Below are 15912 nucleotides of genomic sequence, written 5' to 3' on the forward strand. Positions count from 1 at the left end.
CGGGACCTGCGCACCTCCGTGGCTAACCCTTGACGACGCCGAGCGGCACCAGGCGCACCACGAGTCGGGCCAGTCCCGCCCCCTCGGCGGCAAGGACGACCACGTCGACGTCCTTGTAGGCCTCGGGGGCCTCTTCGGCGAGCCCGCGCCACGAAGAGGGCCGGACGGAGATGCCCTGGGACTCCAGCTCGTCACGCAGTTGCTCGCCACGGACCCGGCGCAGCGCCTGATGACGACTCCACACGCGCCCCGCGCCGTGGGCGGCGGACGAGAACGCGTCGTTGCCGACGGCGCCGACCATCACGTACGAGGCCGTACCCATCGTGCCGGGAACCAGTACGGGGTGCCCGAAGGCCGCGAGGTCCTCGGGCAGGTCGGGGTGGCCGGGCGGGAGCGCAAGGGTGGCGCCCTTGCGGTGGACGCACAGCCGGCGCGGTGTGCCGTCCACCTCATGGGTCTCGATCTTGGCGGTGTTGTGGGAGACGTCGTAGACCAGGTCGAGTCCCGTCTCGGCAGCGGTGGTGAAGGCGCGACGCGCGGCCTGTGTGAGCAACTGCCGGTTGGCGCGGCCGTAGTTGGCGGCGGCCGCCATCGCCCCGAGGTAGGCACGGCCCGGTGTGGAGACGACGGGCGCGCAGGCCAGCTGTCGGTCCGGGACGTGGATGCCGAACGCGCGCAGGGACTGGTCCATGACACGGACGTGGTCGCTGCACACCTGATGCCCCAGGCCGCGCGAGCCACAGTGGATCATGACGCACACCTGGCCGACGTGCAGACCGAAGGCCGCCGCGGTGTCGGCGTCGTACACCCGGTCCACGGCCTGTACCTCCAGGAAGTGGTTGCCCGAGCCCAGGCTGCCCACCTGCTGGAGCCCCCGGGCCACGGCCCGCTGCCCGACCTGCGACGGATCGGCCTCCGCCAGCGCCCCGCGGTCCTCGCAGCGCTCCAGGTCACGCGGCACGCCGTGCCCCTGCTCCACCGCGTATCCGGCACCGGCGACCAGGAGTTCCTCCATCTGCGCGCGGCCGGACAGCTTCCACAGACCGCCACGCCCCACGCCGCGCGGAACCGTGTCACCGAGGACGTCCATCAGCCTGCGCATCCTCGGGCCCAGGGGTTCTCGGTCGATACCGGCGGCGAGCAGCCGCACACCGCAGGAGATGTCGAATCCGACGCCGCCGGGCGAGACGACCCCGCCGGCGTCGATGTCCGTGGCGGCGACGCCGCCGATCGGGAAGCCGTATCCCCAGTGCACATCGGGCATGGCGAACGAGGCACGGACGATACCGGGCAGCGTCGCGACGTTCGCGACCTGCTCGAGCGCCTTGTCCCCGGCCGTCTGGGGCAGCAGTTCCCGCGTCGCGAAGACAACCCCGGGCACGCGCATCGGGTCGCACCGGTCCATGCGGAACCGGAACGGGCCCTCCGGCACCAGCGTGATGTCCATTCCGGTCACGTCCGTCGGCCGGCCTTCGTCCCGTCGCCGGGGTGCCGCCCGCCCGCGCCCCGGCTCCGGCGCCGTCAGGCCAGCTGGAGGAGGAGCTCCCGGATGTCGTGCGGGACCTGTTCCAGCGCCGACTCCAGTGTTCCGGGCGAGACGTGGTCGCGTACGGCGATGGTGACCGCGGCGGCAACGCGGGGGACTTCCTCGGGGGTGATCTTGGCCTCGTGCGAGAAGCGGTTCACATAGCCCTCGCGGTCGTACTTGATCGGCACGATGCTGGGATCCCAGCCGTCGTAGTAGGCACCTCGCATCAACTCGGGGAGCTGCGCGGCGAAGTGGGCGGCCACATCGACGGTGAGCCGGTCCCGGAGCGTGTGCAACCAGGTGCGCAGTACCCGGTGGGCCAGGTGGCGGTCCTCGGTTCCCAGCGCCTCGGACACCGATTTCAGCCAGATGTTCGCCGTGTGGATGGTGCGCTCGAAGTCGGGCGGGTGTGTGACGGACATGAATCTTCCCTTCCGGTCTGCCGGTGGCGTCCATGCACTTCACGGGATGCGGCGCCTTGGCGCGGGCGGTGTTCGACACCGCGACGGCCGGGGACGGAGAAGTCGACGAGCATGCGGGCGGCGCCTGCCGGTGGTGGCCTGTGGCCCGTGCCGCAGGGGCCGAAGGCGTCGCATGCAACTGCTTCTCTTCGTCCCTGTCCTCTGACGTCCATGGTATTGCGCGGGAAACCGGTCGGCAGCCGCGCCGCCGCTCGGGTGGGCCGAGGACCTCGCGGGCAGGCAGAGGAATGCGGCCCCGGCCGGGCTCGGACGCCGGCTGCGACCTCGCGCCGATCTCGTACCGTTGTCGCTCTGCCGTCGCTCAGCCATCGCTCTGACGTCCCCCGGACCTCACTCAGACGTCGAGCGTCACTGAACAGGTCCAGCCATGGGGCCCGGCGGCGATGTCCAGCTCATGCAGGGTGACCGCCTTGGGTACGGCGCCCGTCACCGGGAGCGAGTCGGCGTCGGCCATGCGCAGCCCGGCGCGCAGACCCCCCTCGGCCGGGCTCAGCTCCACGTCGACCGGGACCTCGCCCTCGGTGTCGAGCCGGTACACGACCTCCTCCAGCAGGGTCACCAGCAGGTCCTCGTCGCTCTCGGCCCGCACCAGCACGTCCCGGGTGCGGACACCGGCGGCCCCCGTCAGGTCCAGGAACGACTCACAGACACCCCGAACGGCCTGGGCCAGGCACTCCTCACGGGTCGTGCCCCAGGCCTCGACCCGCAGGTCCGCGGTGTGCGGAACGCTGCGGTGACCGCCGCGCCGGATCGGGTTCTCCCGCCGCATCACACACCTGCCTCAGCGATTCCGGGCCGTCTGCCGACGGCGATCAGGGCCGTCCCCCCTGCTCGTGGTGGCGCGGAACGGTGGCGCCGCCGCCGGCCCTCACGGCTTCCACCACCTCCTGGTGCAGGTGGCGGCTGTCCTCCTCGGAGAGGCACGGCACCGGACTTCCGGCGAGGGTGAACCACTGCGAGCCGCCGCTGTACTGGACCGCAACATCGGCCTGACTGCCGTCCCAGGTGGTGTGCACGGTCAGGTCGCCGGTCATGATCCCGGCCTCGTCGGTACGGGCACCTCCCCGCCCGGCGAACACCCCCGTCGTCGTCCATGATGCCCAGAGCATGACCATCAGCCTCTCCTCATGAACGCGGGCGCCTCGTCCGACAGCGCCGTGATACCTGCTACTGCGTATCGTCCGCCTGCGGAACCCGGAAGGACAGCGGAGACCCTGGCCGCCCCGGGCAGGCCCCGGGGCGGCGCCGTCACCCGGCCGGGGTCTGGATCTGGGGTGACCCAAAAGTAGATCCATAGTGCCAGGACGGCGGAAAGACGCACTTGTTGTGAATTTCCCGCACAAGGCGCAAGGTGGGTGGCGGTGCCGCACACCCGACTCGTCCTGATGTACAGGGAGCAGTCACGGCAGGAGGGACCATCCCCCATGCACGAACGCGTGGCCGGATTCGCCGGGCCCGGCCCCCTGCCCGGCGATGCGGTGCCCCGGGCAGGGGGCCCGGGGGCGGTGACGACGGCGGACGTCCGTGCGGCCAGGTCGTACGACGCCCGGCTGCCCGGCGGTCGGGTGGTGTTGCGGACGGGCGCGGCCCGGAGTTGGAATCAGGCGTGAGGCTCTTTGGCGGTACCGTGCCCGCCGGCCGCCCCGCTCCCGGCACGGGGGCCGGCCGGAAAGGGCTCAAGAAGTGCGCCCTGGGCATGTTCTCGTCGGTGGTCATCGGTCTGGCCTCCACAGCCCCGGCTTACAGCCTCGCCGCCACGCTCGGCCTCATCGTGGCGGCCGTCGGGCTGCAGGCCCCGATCGTCACCATGCTGGCGTTCGTCCCGATGCTGCTGATCGCGTACTCCTACCGGGAGCTCAACGCGAGCAACGCCGACTGCGGGACCACCTTCACGTGGGCAACCCGCGCCTTCGGTCCGCGCACCGGCTGGATGGGCGGCTGGGGCCTCATCGTCGCCGACATCCTCGTCATGACGAACCTCGCCGAGATCGCCGGCATCTACGGTTTCCAGTTGCTGGGCTACGACGGGCTGGCGGCGAACCGGCTGTGGACCACCGTGGCGGGCGTCGGCTGGATCGCCGTGATGACCGCGATCTGCTACATCGGCATCGAAGTCTCGGCCGCCGTCCAGCGCTGGCTGCTGTGCCTGGAGGTCGCGGTACTGCTCCTGCTGGCCGTCACCGCCCTGGTCAGGGTCTACACCGGTCCCCCTCCCACGGCAGTGCACGTGTCCGCATCATGGTTCAACCCCTTCGAGGTGTCCTCGGTGAAGGCCTTGACCTCCGGCCTCCTCGCCGCGGTCTTCATCTACTGGGGCTGGGACACCTCCGTCTCGGTCAACGAGGAGACCGCCGACAGCACGCGCATCCCAGGGCGCGCCGCGGTCGCCTCCACCGTGCTGCTCCTGATCACCTACGGACTGGTGTCCACGTCGGCGCAGGCGTTCGCCGGGGTCGGCACCTCGGGCATCGGGCTGGGCAACCTCGGCCATGCGGGCGATGTACTCTCCGGGCTGGGAAACGCTGTCTTCGGCAGCGACGGCCCGGGGCTGTTCCTGTCCAGACTGCTGATCCTGATGGTGCTCACCTCGGCGTTGGCCTCCACGCAGACGACCATCCTGCCCCTGGCCCGGACCGTCTTCTCCATGGCGGTCCACAAGGCCATGCCCTCCCGGTTCGCCCGGGTCCACCGCAGGTTCCTCACCCCGACCTGGTCGACGATCGGCATGGGAACGGTCTCGATCGTCGTCCTGGTCCTTCTGACCTCGTTCAGCCGGGACATCCTGGCCGACTCGGTGAGCTCGGTCGGCCTCGCGATCACGTTCTACTACGGCCTGACCGGCTTCGCGTGCCTCTGGTACCACCGCAAGGTCCTCACCCACAGCGTCAGGGACCTGGTGTACAGGGGGGTGTTGCCGGGGCTGGGCGGGCTGACAATGCTCTGTCTCTTCGTCTACGCCACCTTCGTCTACGCCGACCCCGGTTACGGCGCGACCACCGTCGACCTGCCTCTGATCGGACCGGCGGGCGGGGTCACGGTCGTGGGCCTGGGGGCCCTGCTGCTCGGCTTCGTGCTGATGCTGGTGATCACCCGTGGGCACACCGCGGCCCTCAAACTCCAGCGGAGCCTGCTTCCGCACCGTCTGCCGCCGCTTTCCGCGCTCGACTCCGCGTACCGCTACCTGCCGGCCGACAGTGGGTCCGGCGTGGGCGGTGACTGGTTCGACGTCATCCCGCTGTCGGGCACCCGCGGCGGCCTGGTCGTCGGCGACGTGCTCGGCCACGGCCTGCGCGCCGCCGCCACCATGGGTCGCCTGCGCACGGGCGTGCGGGTCCTGGCCCGGCTGGACCTGGCCCCGGACGAACTGCTGTCCCGTCTGGACGACCTGGTCGAGCAGACAGCGCACGAGCGCGGCGCAGGCCACATCCCCGGCCTCGGGAGGCCGCAGGCCGACGAGGCCCTGGGGGTGACCTGCCTGTACGCGGTGTACGACCCGGTCTCGGGACACTGCAGCCTGGCACGGGCGGGGCAGACGCTGCTGGCGGTCGTCGATCCGCACACGGGCGTGGTCGACTTTCCGGAGCTGCCGCCCGGTCCGCCGCTGGGAGTAGGTGGCCCGCCTTACGAGAGCACCGAACTGCCACTCCCGCCAGGCAGTCTGCTCGTCTTCTTCACGGGCGGCCTTCTCCAGGCGGCCGACGACCAGGACGCCGGGCTCGACCGGCTCGCCCAGAGCCTCGCCGATCACCGGCAGCCCCTGGAAGAGCTGTGCGACCGGGCCGTGGCCACCCTGCTGCCCGGGCCGGTGGACGAGGACGCGACGCTGCTCCTGGCCCGCACACGGCTGCTCGACCGGAACAAGTTCGCCCAGTGGGAACTGGCCGCGGATCCGGCGGCGGTCGCCTCCCTCCGCACGAGCGTCAGCAAGCAACTCCGCGACTGGGGGCTGGACGACCTGGCCTTCACCACCGAACTCATCGTCAGCGAACTGGTCACCAACGCCATCCGCTACGTCGGCGGCCTCATCCAGGTGCGCCTGATCCGCGACCGGAACCTGATCTGCGAGGTCTCCGACACGGGCCACACCACCCCCAACCTGCGCCACGCCGCAAGCGACGACGAGGGAGGCCGGGGCCTGTTCATCATCGCCCAGATGACCGAGCACTGGGGTACGCGCTACACACCCACCGGCAAGACCATCTGGACCCAACAGCCCCTACCACCCGAGGACTCTCAGGAGCGGTGACCGGCGCGCCACTGGATCTGTCGCAGCAGCAAGCGTCTCGGCTACAGGGGAAGCGATTCGCCGATTTCCGTTTGCCCTCCGGGTTGAAGGAACAGAGACACGGTGTGCGGCTCAGGCTCGCCCTGCACGCAGACACGCACACGCCACGCCCCGGGCGCAGGCAGCCGAAGTGACTCGTCGTCTTCCTCGGCGGGAGCGGTGACGCACATGATTCCCGACGAGAAGTTCATCACGGTATCGAGCAGGCCGCGCCCGCTGTCGGGACCGGGTGTACCGAGCCAGACCTCAACACGAACATCCCCGTCGACATCGGCACGCGTCGCCACAAAGATCTGGCCGGGCGCGTAGATCACCTCCTCCTCGCCTGTCTGCGCCACGGGGTGGTCGGCAGTACCGAAGTCTCGAATCGAGATCAGCGAATACTGCGTCCTGACACCCTCGGCCCAAAGGAGCCGACTCATGCTGTCCCTTTCACTCAGGTTCACTTATGTTCACTCGGGTTCACTCAGGCTCATAGCGCAATGGCCGACGAGAAGGCCCAAGAAGCGTCCCTCAAGCGGGGAATGTGCCCCTGACAGCTGTCTTCCCCGGCTGCCACTCCCACTGTGAGGCAGCGGACCGGCGTCTGGTTCGCCCGCTCCCGGCCGCAGACGCGCCAAATCTGGAGAGAGGTGCGCCGACGCGGAGCGGGTGATGCCGCAGACACGTCGGATCGTGAACGCCGACGTCGCATTGCGGGGCAGACGCGGCGACCGGCGCATGCGCCGGTCGGTATGGCGTGCCTCCGCCCCGCGGGTGGAGGGTTACTTGATGTAGACGAGCCCGTCGGTGGTGATGGCGGGACGGCCGCTGGTGCCGACGACGACGATCTTGATGGTGTGCTTGGCGCTGCTGGACCAGGTCTTGGTCCAGGTGGCCTGCCGGTAGAGGGTGGTCGAGGACTTCAGATCAACGGTGGAGACCTTGGTGCCGTCGACGTAGACGTATGCCTGGCCGGAACTGGAGGCGCGAGAAACCACCCAGGCTGCGGAGCGGCCGGTGAACGTCCAGGTGAGGCTGGCGCCCTTCGAACCGCTGGAGTAGGACTTGCCGCCGAGGTAGCTGGTGGAGGAGCGAGTGGTCCAGCTGCCGGACTTCGCGGCGGAGGTCTCCTGAAGGATCATGGGGGTGAACGCCGGTGAGGACGTGCGGTAGTTACCGGCGTAGTCGTAGGCACGCATCGACCAGGTGGTGGCCGTGCCGGAATTGGCGGTGCGGCTGGCGCTGGTGGTAGTCGGACCGAAGGTGGCCGTGGTCGGGGACAGCAGCTTCACGTAGCGCAGGGCCTTGTCGTCGGTGGCCTTCCAGCTGAGGGTGACCGGAACGGCGCTCGTGTTGACGGTGCCGGTGCGCAGGGAGAGCTTCGGGCTGGTGGTGAAGGTCGGTGCGGTCGTCTCCGCCACGACGCTCAGCGCGGCGCTGGTAGCGGTCTTGCCGGACTGGTGCACGGCCCGCACGGCGACGGTGTGGCTGCCCAGGGCCAGGGTGGCGCCGGCGGAGGTGGCGGTGCCCGAGGTGGTGGCGACGGTCTTGCCGTCGACCAGCAGTTGGAAGCTCTTGATGAGCGAGGACGGCGTGGTCGCCGTCCAGTGCACGGTGATGGCGCCCTTGGTGTAGTACGTCGAGCCCGAGAGGCCCGCGCCGTCGACCGAGGTGGCCTTCAGACCCTGCACCGGTCCGGCCGCCCAGGTCCGGATGGTCGGCAGCTGGGCGTAGAGGGAGCTGCCGGGGCACTGGGTGTTGTAGCCGTCGCGGTGGCCGGAGATCCGGTTGAAGGTGTACTTGCTACCCGCCGTGAAGCTGGTGCTGAAGTAGTTCTTCTGGCTGGCGCCCGCGGTGAGCTGCGTGGTCCCGGCGGGGTCGGCGCCGTACTGGCCGAGCTTCCAGGCCGCCAGGCGGGCGACCGAGGCCAGTGCGGCGTTGGAGGCGCTGGTGGTGGTGTAGTCACCGAGCACCGCGATGCCCGCGGACTCCCGGTTCCAGCCGTAGGTGTGGGCGCCGAGCACCGGCAGGTCGACACCGCCCTTGCGGCCCTCGAAGACGGTGCCGCACTTGTCCACGAGGAAGTTGTAGCCGATGTCCTTCCAGCCCTCGACCTGCACGTGGTACGCGTAGATACTCCGCACGATCGATGCCGAGTCGGCGCAGGAGTAGTCGTTGGCTCCGTCGGTGTGGTGGACGAACACGGCCTTCACGTCCGCGTTGTACTCCGGCGCCTCGGGGCTGATCGACTCGTCCGCACCCCAGTCGGCGCGTGCGACGATCGGTGGCTCGGGCACGGTGGACGGCGGCGCGGACGGCGTGGTGGACGGCGTGGTGGCCGACGGGCTCGCGGAGGTGCTCGCCGAGGGGGACGCGGAGCCCGAGTCGGTGGGGGTGGCCGAGGGCGGGGTGTCGGTGGGGGCCGAGGACATGGTGGTGGTCTGCCCGTCCGTCGGCGTGGCGGTGGTGCCGTCGCTGGGTGTGGCGGAGTCGGTGGGCGTGGCGCCGGGACTCGTCTCGGCGACGAACGCGGCCGGCTCTCCGCCGGTGGCCTTGGTCTCCGCGGCGGTCACCACCCCCGGGTCCACCAGGTTGACCTCAAGCCCCTTGGGCAGCGAGCCGGTGGTGCCGTTCTTACGGACGACCTGCACCTGCACACCGTCCGAGGAGCCGACCCACAGCGGCTCCGACGCACCACGTACATGGGCGCCGGGGTTCTCCAGCGGGTCGACGTTCACTTCGAGGTCCTGCCAGCCGCTCCACTCGCCGCTCTCACGGCTGTGGGTGCGCACCTGCACCGTGCCGTCGAGCCGCTTGGCGGCACCCGTCCAGGAGACGCCGACCATCGAGAACTGCTCGGTGTCCGTGCGCGGCAGCTCCCGCCTTCCGGCTTCGGTGCCTTTCAGCGCGAGGTCGTAGACCTTCACCGGCCGCTTGGCCCGGCCCGTTGCGCCAGGGTCGGAGGGGCTGGCGACGGCATAGGTCACCACGCCTCCACCACCCAGAACCACGGCCCCGAGCGTCAGCCACGCGCGTCGCTTCAGGCTCAGCGGTCTGTACGCATGCGAAGTACGACGACTCACGTCGTATCCACCCCCAGAAGGCCCACCCAGGCCATAGAAAAGAGTCACATGAGGCACGCCAGTCACACAGGCGGCCTGTCTCTCAAGCGCATCGTGGCCGACGAGCGTCACAGGCCAACGGGCCACAGTGACGTAGATCACTACAAGTGCCGCGGGTGTGCCGCTCGGTCGCCATGGCTGTCCGTGTTGCGGGAGCGAACCGGAGCGGCGGCGAACCCGAACTTCCCAGGCCCGGGGTCTTGGGCCGACGTCGCGGACGCTGAGCGCGCAGCTGCCTGACCGCCCTTCCCGGCCGTGACATGCCGCCGGCTCTCGGCCGGGGCTCCGGCGACGACCTCGGCCATTGCCCCGGTCGCTACGGCGTCAGTGCATCCCCTGTTCGGGACGGGCACATTCAGCGCGCGAGTGACGCCTCGGTGCCCCCATGCGCTGTAGGCAGTGGACCTACCGGTCCCGGGCACCGCGCTCCCCCCCTGCGCGGGAGCTCACGCGCCGGGCAGGCGGATGCAATCCCCCCGTCGTCCGCCTGCCCCGGCGCAACCCTCGCGGGGGCGGCCTGCCGTCGTTCCGCCGGTACGGGTAGCGTGGGCCCATCGCGGCCCAAATCGTGACGAACTGCAAAAAATAGTTGAGTGTTGTCGGATGTCGGGTGGGGGCACGGATGCTGCTGGCGGACCGTTATCAGCTGGAGGATCGGCTGGGACGCGGCGCAATGGGAGAGGTGTGGCGGGCTGCCGACCAGGTCCTCCATCGCACCGTTGCGGTGAAGGTCCTGCACGGCGACGATGCCGCCGACTTCGAGCGGTTCCGTATGGAGGCGCAGACAGCAGGCCGCCTCAGTCACCCCAACGTCGTCGGTGTGTACGACTTCGGCTCCCACGACGGCCGGCCCTACCTGGTCATGGAACTCGTCGACGGCCGGAACCTGTCCCAGGAACGCTCCCTGCGCGGAGCACTCACCCCGACTGAGGCAGCCGGTATCGCGGCCCAGATGGCAGCCGGGCTGGCCGCCGCACACAGGCAGGGCGTGGTCCACCGAGACGTCAAGCCCGCCAACGTCATGCTCACCACCGACGGCATCGCGAAACTCACCGACTTCGGGATCGCTCGGTTCACCGACGACGCCGTCGGCACTCTGACCGCCACCGGCAAAATCATCGGCAGCGCCGCCTACCTCGCCCCCGAGCGCGCCCTGGGCCACCCCGCACAGCCCGCCTCCGACATCTACTCGCTCGGCTGCGTGCTATACGAACTCCTCACCGGCCATCCCCCCTTCCGCGGCACCACCTCGCTGGCCGTGGTGCAGCAGCACGTCGATGCCCTGCCACCACCACCCTCGCACCTGCGCCCCGACATACCGCCGCCGCTCGCCGACTACGTCATGCACCTGCTCGCCAAAGACCCGGCGCACCGCCCCGGCGCCGACCAGGCAGCCGCCTGGCTCCACGCCCGCCAACAGACCTCGGCCGAGGCAGAATTCGACCCCGCGCCACCGAAGGTCGCTCCGTCAACCGCTGCGGAACAGGCCACAGCAGAGCATGTCACCCGCGTACAACCGCGCAGCGGCCGCAAGCTGTCACGAAAGGCTGTGCTGGGCGCCGCGGGCGTCACCCTCCTCGCCGGAGCGGTCGCGATCGGAGCCTCGTGGAACGGGAACCCCGGCCACAGCAGCCCCACCCCGCTGTCTTCCACGACGGCGACGACACCGACAGCGGCTGTCAACGAGACACCTACGACGGAGCCTTCGTCCATCACCCCATCCGCCACCGCTGCACCAAAGGATGACCACGGCGGCAAGAGCAGGCACGGCGAGAAGAAGGAAAAAGGCAAGGGATCCGACGAGTCAACTTGACCCGGCCCTGAAGGACCGGGCTTGGAGGTAGGGCCCAGCCGGCTGCTGGGGTGGACTCCTGCGTCCAGACACCCCTATGGGGTGGCAGGGGCGCGTGACTCACGCCCCGCGTTCCACACGCTCTCGCCACGGGTGGCGATGTTGTGGGAAGCATTCCGGTCGGCGTGGGCAACGACCCCGCACCCCCGGCAGATGAAAAGCCCCTGGTCGACACGGTTTCGCTTGTCGATGTGGCCGCACTTGGCGCACGTCTGCGACGTGTACCCGGGATCAACGAAGACCAGGGGCACCCCGGCCCGCTGTTCACGCGCGAGGGCATCGGCGGGACGAGGGCCTGGACGAGGTCCACCGGCTTGGGCCGTCCAGCATCGTGTTGATCGACTCGTCGACTTTAGCGAACTCGGCGCGGATCGCGTGTGCCTTCTGCCGGTCCGGGGTCGCCCATCTTCCGGCGGTGTTCCCAACGGGGCCCGCGAAAAAAGGTCACCCGCCCTACCCGCCGTCGCCACCGATACCACCGGGCCCGTCCTCGGCCGCTTCCGCGACCGCGTCGAGCTCCGCCCACGCCGCGTCGCTCAGGTCGGTGCGGGCCCATGCGACGGCGGAGGTGACCTCGTCGGAGGAACGGAAGCCCGCGACCACGCAGGCCACTACGGGGTCGCGGAGCGGGAAGCGGACGGCGGCATGGGGGAGGACGGTTCCGTGCCGGGCGCTGACGTCGGCAAGGCGCCGGGCACGACGCAGCACCGCGTCGGGGACGGGGCCGTAGTCGAAGGTGGCGTTGTCGGGAGGGCAGGGCCGGCTGAGGAGGCCCGAGTTGAACGGGGCCGCGGCGACCACCGAGACACCTCGCTTCGTGCACGCCTCCAGCAGCGGGCGTGCGGTGCGGTCGATGAGAGTCCACCGGCCGGCCATCATCACGGTGTCCACGTCCGCTTCGGCGACGACCCGCAGTAGTGGAGCGACGGCGTTCATGCCCACGCCGACGGCTCCGATGACGCCCTGGTCGCGGAGGGCCACCAGCGCGGGCAGTGCCTGGTCGATGGCCGCGTCGAGGTGATCGTCGGGGTCGTGGACGTAGACGACGTCCACACGGTCCAGACCCAGTCGGGTCAGGCTGCCCTCCAGGCTCCGCAGCACGCCGTCGCGCGAGTAGTCGGGGCGGCGGATCAGCGTGTCCGGTACGGCGAAGCCGCCTGCGGCCAGGTCGGATCCGGTGGGGGCGGGGTGTGGCTCCAACAGGCGGCCGACCTTGGTGGAGAGGGTGAACTCCGCTCGTGGCCGGTGGGCGAGGGCCGCGCCGAGCCGGCGTTCGGACAGCCCCAGGCCGTAGTGCGGGGCGGTGTCGTAGTAGCGCACACCGGCGTCCCAGGCGGCCTCGACCGCGGCCCGCGCCTGGTCGTCGTCGAGCGGGGCGTAGAGATTGCCGATGGGTGCGGCGCCGAACCCCAGTGCACTGACCCGGACGCTCGTACGGCCGAGCCGGCGGGCCGTCACGCGGCGATCCCGTACCAGCGCGCGGCCGTCGTGCCGAAGACCGCCTCGCGCTCGCCGGGGTTCAGGTGGTCGGTGAGCGTCTCCGCGACGGCCAGGACTTCGTCGTATCCGGCGGCAAGCAGGCAGACCGGCCAGTCCGAGCCGTACATGAGGCGGCCCGGGCCCATTGTCGCGAGCAGTACGTCCGCGAAGGGACGCAGAGCGCGGGCCGGGTCGGCTGCGGTCCGGGTGACCAGGCCGGACAGTTTCACGGCGACATTGGGGCAGTCGGCCAACTCGGTCAGCAGCGAGGTCCACGGCGTCAGGCCGTCGGTGCCGACGACCGGATTGCCGGCGTGGTCCAGGACGAAGCGGACGTCGGGCAGTTCGCGTACGGTCCGGACGGCGGCGGGCAGTTGGTCGGGCCGGACGAGCAGGTCGTAGACGAGGCCCGCGGCACCCACCGCCTTGATGCCGCGGCGCACCTCGGGACGCGCCGGCCAGTCCGGGTCGGCCTCGTCCTGAATGCCGTGCCGGATGCCGACGAGCGCGGATCCCCCGGGCAGCTCGCGCAGTCGCGCGAGGCGGTCGGCGATGCCGGGGTCGGTCAGGCTCGTCCAGCCGACGACCGCTCGCACGTGCGGGTCTGCGGAGGCCACGGCGAGCAGTTCGGGGGTCTCCTCCGCAACGGCGATGGTCTGTACGAGGACAGTGGCGTCGATCGCGTTCCGGTCGAGTGCCGGTCGCAGTTCGGCGGTGGCGAAGCTGCGGCGCAGGGTGGGCAGGTCGCGGGTCCACGGCTGGTCCCGCACTGCGAGGTCCCACAGATGGTGATGAGCGTCGATGCGCACCGTTCGGTCCTTGGGGTCGGTGGACGGATGTCGGGAGGGCTCCTGGCCCCCACCGTCAGCGAAGGAGCGGGGCCGGACCTCCGCGGGGGCGGCGTGGGCACGGACCGGGGCGGGCACGTGCCGTCAGTCGAGGTGGAAGACCTCCTCGGCGGGGGCCCACCACTGCCCCTCGGCCACGCTGTCCAGCGGCTGCTGGCACGGATCGGTCAACTCCCACCACTCGCGGGAGACCGGGTCGGCGGCGATCGCCGCAGTGTCGGTGGAGTAGTCGGTCCCCGTGTACTCGAGGTAGCTGAAGAGCAGGCCGTCCCGGAGGAAGATGGAGTAGTTGCCGATGTTGGCCCGCTTGAGGGCCGCGAGCACGCCCGGCCACGCGGCGGCGTGCAGTTCGCGGTACTCCCGCTCCTTCTCGGGCCGCAGACGGATCACGGCGGCGAAGCGCTGCATCCGCTCAGCCCTCCTTCCGCAGTCGCAGTCCGTCCATGCCGCCGTCCACGGCCAGGGAGGTGCCCGTCGTGGAGGCGGCGGCCGGGGAGGCCAGATAGGCGACGGCGGCGGCGACCTCGTCGGCGCTGACCAGGCGGCCGTGCGGCTGCCGGGCCGCCAGCGCCGCATGTTCGGCCGCCGGGTCGTCCGCCCGGTCCAGCAGCCGGCTGACCCACGGTGTGTCGGCGGTGCCGGGGTTGACGGCGTTGACCCGGATGCCGGCCGGCAGCAGGTCGGCGGCCATCGCCCGGGTCAGCGACAGCACGGCGCCCTTGCTGGCCGAGTACAGCGCCCGCTGCGGCAGGCCGGCCGTCGCGGCGATCGAGCTGATGTTGACGACCGCCGCGTGGGCGGAGGCACGCAGCGCGGGCAGCGCGGCGCGCGTGACCCGCACCAGCCCGAGGACGTTGATGTCCAGGACGCGGTGCCACTCCTCGTCGGGGTTGTCCTCGATGCCGCCCTGCGCGCCGATCCCTGCGTTGTTGACCAGCACGTCCAGGCCGCCCAGGGCCGAGACGGCCGCTCCGACGCCGTCCCTGATCGAGGTGTCGTCGCCGATGTCGGCCCGGACGTGAGCGGTGAAGCCCTCGGGCGCGGCCTGCAGATCGAGCACGGCCACCCGGGCCCCCTCGGCGGCGAGCAACCGGGCGGTGGCAAGGCCGATGCCGGAGGCACCGCCGGTGACCAGAGCCCTGAGTCCGTCGAAAGCACCCATGTCAGGCCTGCCCGAATGTCTGCCGCTGGCGGCCGAGGCCGTCGATCTCCAGGTCCACGACGTCGCCCGCTCGCAGGTAGGGCAGGCCGGGCCGGCCCAGGGCGACGCCCGCGGGGGTACCGGTGTTGATGACGTCACCGGGACGAAGCACCATGAAGTGGCTCAGATACCGGATCAGGTGGTGCACACCGAAGATCATGTCGGAGGTGTTGCCGTCCTGGCGCGGCTCGCCGTTGACCGACAGCCGCAGGCCGAGCGCCTGTGGGTCGGGCACCTCGTCCGCGGTGAGCAGCCAGGGGCCCAGCGGATTGAACGTCTCGCAGTTCTTGCCCTTGTCCCACTGGCCGCCGCGTTCGAGTTGGAACTCGCGCTCGGAGACGTCATTGCTGATCGCGTAACCGGCCACGCACGCGGCAGCGGCGGCCTCGTCGGGCAGATAGCGGGCCTCGCGGCCGATGACGACGGCGAGTTCGACCTCGTAGTCGGTCTTCAGGGAGCGGCGGGGGATCAGGACCTCGTCGTCGGGGCCGACCACGGTGTCCGGCGTCTTGAGGAAGACGACGGGCTCCTCGGGGACGGCGGCGCCGGTCTCCGCGGCGTGCTGCCGGTAGTTCAGCCCGATGCAGACGATCTTCCCGATCCCGGTCAGCGGCGGTCCGAACCGGCCGGGCGACTCGACCACGGGCAGCGCGTCGAGGTCGACGCCGTCCAGGACCGTGGGAAGGGTGTCGGGCGTCAGGTCGGCGACGACGGGGCGCAGGTCGTGCCACGGTCCGTCGGCCGCGGATATCAGGGGGCGTTCGGCTCCTGCCGTGCCGTGCCGTGCCAGTCTCATAGGGGTCTCTCCCACGGGTGCGCGCTCGGAATTCCCGCCGCATGGGGCGCCGCCGGGCCGTACGGCCCCGCGCTCCGATCGCGGCTCGAGCCGGATGCGGGTCCTGATGGCAGCCGCGCCGAGCGCCCGTCCCGGGGCCGGCGTGATCTCCATCGCGAAGGATCTGCTTCATCCGACAGGCAGGACCATAAGGATCTGACCCTTCCTGCGCAATAGTTCCGAGTGAGATTCCCGATTTGTCATGATAGACGGGCGTTTCAAAGCGGGGACGAACAAAAAACTCCTCAGACTCTTTCCAGTCCGTAACGCCGATGTCATAGTTACCCTCACCGATGAA

Annotated in this window: 15 protein-coding genes; 3 read left to right on the forward strand and 12 right to left on the reverse strand. The window is 70.6% G+C overall.

Going from position 1 to position 15912, the window contains the following annotated elements:
• Positions 1-22: 22 nt before the first annotated feature.
• From ACZ3TS_RS04250 to ACZ3TS_RS04265, 4 genes are all read right to left on the reverse strand, one after another.
• Entirely contained in the window at positions 23-1447 is a 1425-nt protein-coding gene (locus ACZ3TS_RS04250) for an RtcB family protein (RefSeq protein ID WP_467613653.1), read from the reverse strand.
• A 74-nt stretch (positions 1448-1521) separates the two neighbouring features.
• Positions 1522-1950, reverse strand: coding sequence for a DUF2267 domain-containing protein (locus tag ACZ3TS_RS04255; protein WP_467613538.1), 429 nt, complete (start codon positions 1948-1950; stop codon positions 1522-1524).
• 394 nt (positions 1951-2344) lie between these two features.
• Positions 2345-2779, reverse strand: coding sequence for an archease (locus ACZ3TS_RS04260; RefSeq protein ID WP_467613539.1), 435 nt, complete (start codon positions 2777-2779; stop codon positions 2345-2347).
• 43 nt (positions 2780-2822) lie between these two features.
• Entirely contained in the window at positions 2823-3119 is a 297-nt protein-coding gene (locus tag ACZ3TS_RS04265; RefSeq protein WP_467613654.1) for a hypothetical protein, read from the reverse strand.
• Between the two features lie 315 nt (positions 3120-3434).
• Here ACZ3TS_RS04265 and ACZ3TS_RS04270 point away from each other — a divergent pair, with 315 nt between their 5' ends.
• Positions 3435-3620 carry a hypothetical protein gene (locus ACZ3TS_RS04270; protein ID WP_467613540.1) on the forward strand — a complete coding sequence of 62 codons (186 nt, stop codon included), beginning with the start codon at positions 3435-3437 and terminating at the stop codon, positions 3618-3620.
• On the forward strand, positions 3617-6256 hold the full coding sequence (locus ACZ3TS_RS04275) for a SpoIIE family protein phosphatase (protein WP_467613541.1): 2640 nt from the start codon (positions 3617-3619) through the stop codon (positions 6254-6256). The genes ACZ3TS_RS04270 and ACZ3TS_RS04275 overlap by 4 nt, the downstream gene beginning before the upstream one ends.
• Before the next feature lie 41 nt (positions 6257-6297).
• On the opposite strand, the gene ACZ3TS_RS04280 is transcribed toward ACZ3TS_RS04275, so the two are convergent.
• Positions 6298-6717 carry a hypothetical protein gene (locus ACZ3TS_RS04280; protein WP_467613542.1) on the reverse strand — a complete coding sequence of 140 codons (420 nt, stop codon included), beginning with the start codon at positions 6715-6717 and terminating at the stop codon, positions 6298-6300.
• Positions 6718-7059: 342 nt separating this feature from the next.
• Positions 7060-9321 carry a peptidoglycan recognition protein family protein gene (locus ACZ3TS_RS04285; protein WP_467613655.1) on the reverse strand — a complete coding sequence of 754 codons (2262 nt, stop codon included), beginning with the start codon at positions 9319-9321 and terminating at the stop codon, positions 7060-7062.
• 700 nt (positions 9322-10021) lie between these two features.
• On the opposite strand from ACZ3TS_RS04285, the gene ACZ3TS_RS04290 reads away from it, so the two are divergent.
• Entirely contained in the window at positions 10022-11212 is a 1191-nt protein-coding gene (locus ACZ3TS_RS04290; protein WP_467613543.1) for a serine/threonine-protein kinase, read from the forward strand.
• A 74-nt stretch (positions 11213-11286) separates the two neighbouring features.
• Here ACZ3TS_RS04290 and ACZ3TS_RS04295 read toward each other — a convergent pair whose 3' ends face one another.
• From ACZ3TS_RS04295 to ACZ3TS_RS04320, 6 genes are all read right to left on the reverse strand, one after another.
• Positions 11287-11730 (reverse strand): zinc ribbon domain-containing protein, encoded by a 444-nt coding sequence (locus tag ACZ3TS_RS04295; RefSeq protein WP_467613544.1) that lies wholly within the window; start codon positions 11728-11730, stop codon positions 11287-11289.
• Positions 11705-12709 (reverse strand): aldo/keto reductase, encoded by a 1005-nt coding sequence (locus ACZ3TS_RS04300; RefSeq protein WP_467613545.1) that lies wholly within the window; start codon positions 12707-12709, stop codon positions 11705-11707. The genes ACZ3TS_RS04295 and ACZ3TS_RS04300 overlap by 26 nt, the downstream gene beginning before the upstream one ends.
• A complete protein-coding gene (locus ACZ3TS_RS04305) occupies positions 12706-13539 on the reverse strand; it encodes an amidohydrolase family protein (protein WP_467613546.1) in 834 nt (277 codons plus the stop codon). The genes ACZ3TS_RS04300 and ACZ3TS_RS04305 overlap by 4 nt, the downstream gene beginning before the upstream one ends.
• Before the next feature lie 123 nt (positions 13540-13662).
• On the reverse strand, positions 13663-13986 hold the full coding sequence (locus tag ACZ3TS_RS04310) for an L-rhamnose mutarotase (RefSeq protein ID WP_467613547.1): 324 nt from the start codon (positions 13984-13986) through the stop codon (positions 13663-13665).
• 4 nt (positions 13987-13990) lie between these two features.
• On the reverse strand, positions 13991-14740 hold the full coding sequence (locus ACZ3TS_RS04315; protein WP_467613548.1) for an SDR family NAD(P)-dependent oxidoreductase: 750 nt from the start codon (positions 14738-14740) through the stop codon (positions 13991-13993).
• 1 nt (position 14741) lies between these two features.
• Complete coding sequence (locus ACZ3TS_RS04320; protein ID WP_467613549.1) at positions 14742-15575, reverse strand: fumarylacetoacetate hydrolase family protein; 834 nt, start codon at positions 15573-15575, stop codon at positions 14742-14744.
• Positions 15576-15912: the final 337 nt, after the last annotated feature.

The sequence above is a fragment of the Streptomyces sp. NPDC022910 genome, assembly GCF_055561075.1.

Excerpts from the sequence above, each read along its gene's own strand:
- ACZ3TS_RS04320 (WP_467613549.1), bottom strand. The coding sequence starts at position 15,575 with ATGAGACTGGCACGGCACGGCACGGCAGGAGCCGAACGCCCCCTGATA.
- ACZ3TS_RS04315 (WP_467613548.1), bottom strand. The coding sequence starts at position 14,740 with ATGGGTGCTTTCGACGGACTCAGGGCTCTGGTCACCGGCGGTGCCTCC.
- ACZ3TS_RS04260 (WP_467613539.1), bottom strand. The coding sequence starts at position 2,779 with ATGCGGCGGGAGAACCCGATCCGGCGCGGCGGTCACCGCAGCGTTCCG.
- ACZ3TS_RS04265 (WP_467613654.1), bottom strand. The coding sequence starts at position 3,119 with ATGCTCTGGGCATCATGGACGACGACGGGGGTGTTCGCCGGGCGGGGA.
- ACZ3TS_RS04250 (WP_467613653.1), bottom strand. The coding sequence starts at position 1,447 with ATGGACATCACGCTGGTGCCGGAGGGCCCGTTCCGGTTCCGCATGGAC.
- ACZ3TS_RS04270 (WP_467613540.1), top strand. The coding sequence starts at position 3,435 with ATGCACGAACGCGTGGCCGGATTCGCCGGGCCCGGCCCCCTGCCCGGC.
- ACZ3TS_RS04280 (WP_467613542.1), bottom strand. The coding sequence starts at position 6,717 with ATGAGTCGGCTCCTTTGGGCCGAGGGTGTCAGGACGCAGTATTCGCTG.
- ACZ3TS_RS04310 (WP_467613547.1), bottom strand. The coding sequence starts at position 13,986 with ATGCAGCGCTTCGCCGCCGTGATCCGTCTGCGGCCCGAGAAGGAGCGG.
- ACZ3TS_RS04290 (WP_467613543.1), top strand. The coding sequence starts at position 10,022 with ATGCTGCTGGCGGACCGTTATCAGCTGGAGGATCGGCTGGGACGCGGC.
- ACZ3TS_RS04255 (WP_467613538.1), bottom strand. The coding sequence starts at position 1,950 with ATGTCCGTCACACACCCGCCCGACTTCGAGCGCACCATCCACACGGCG.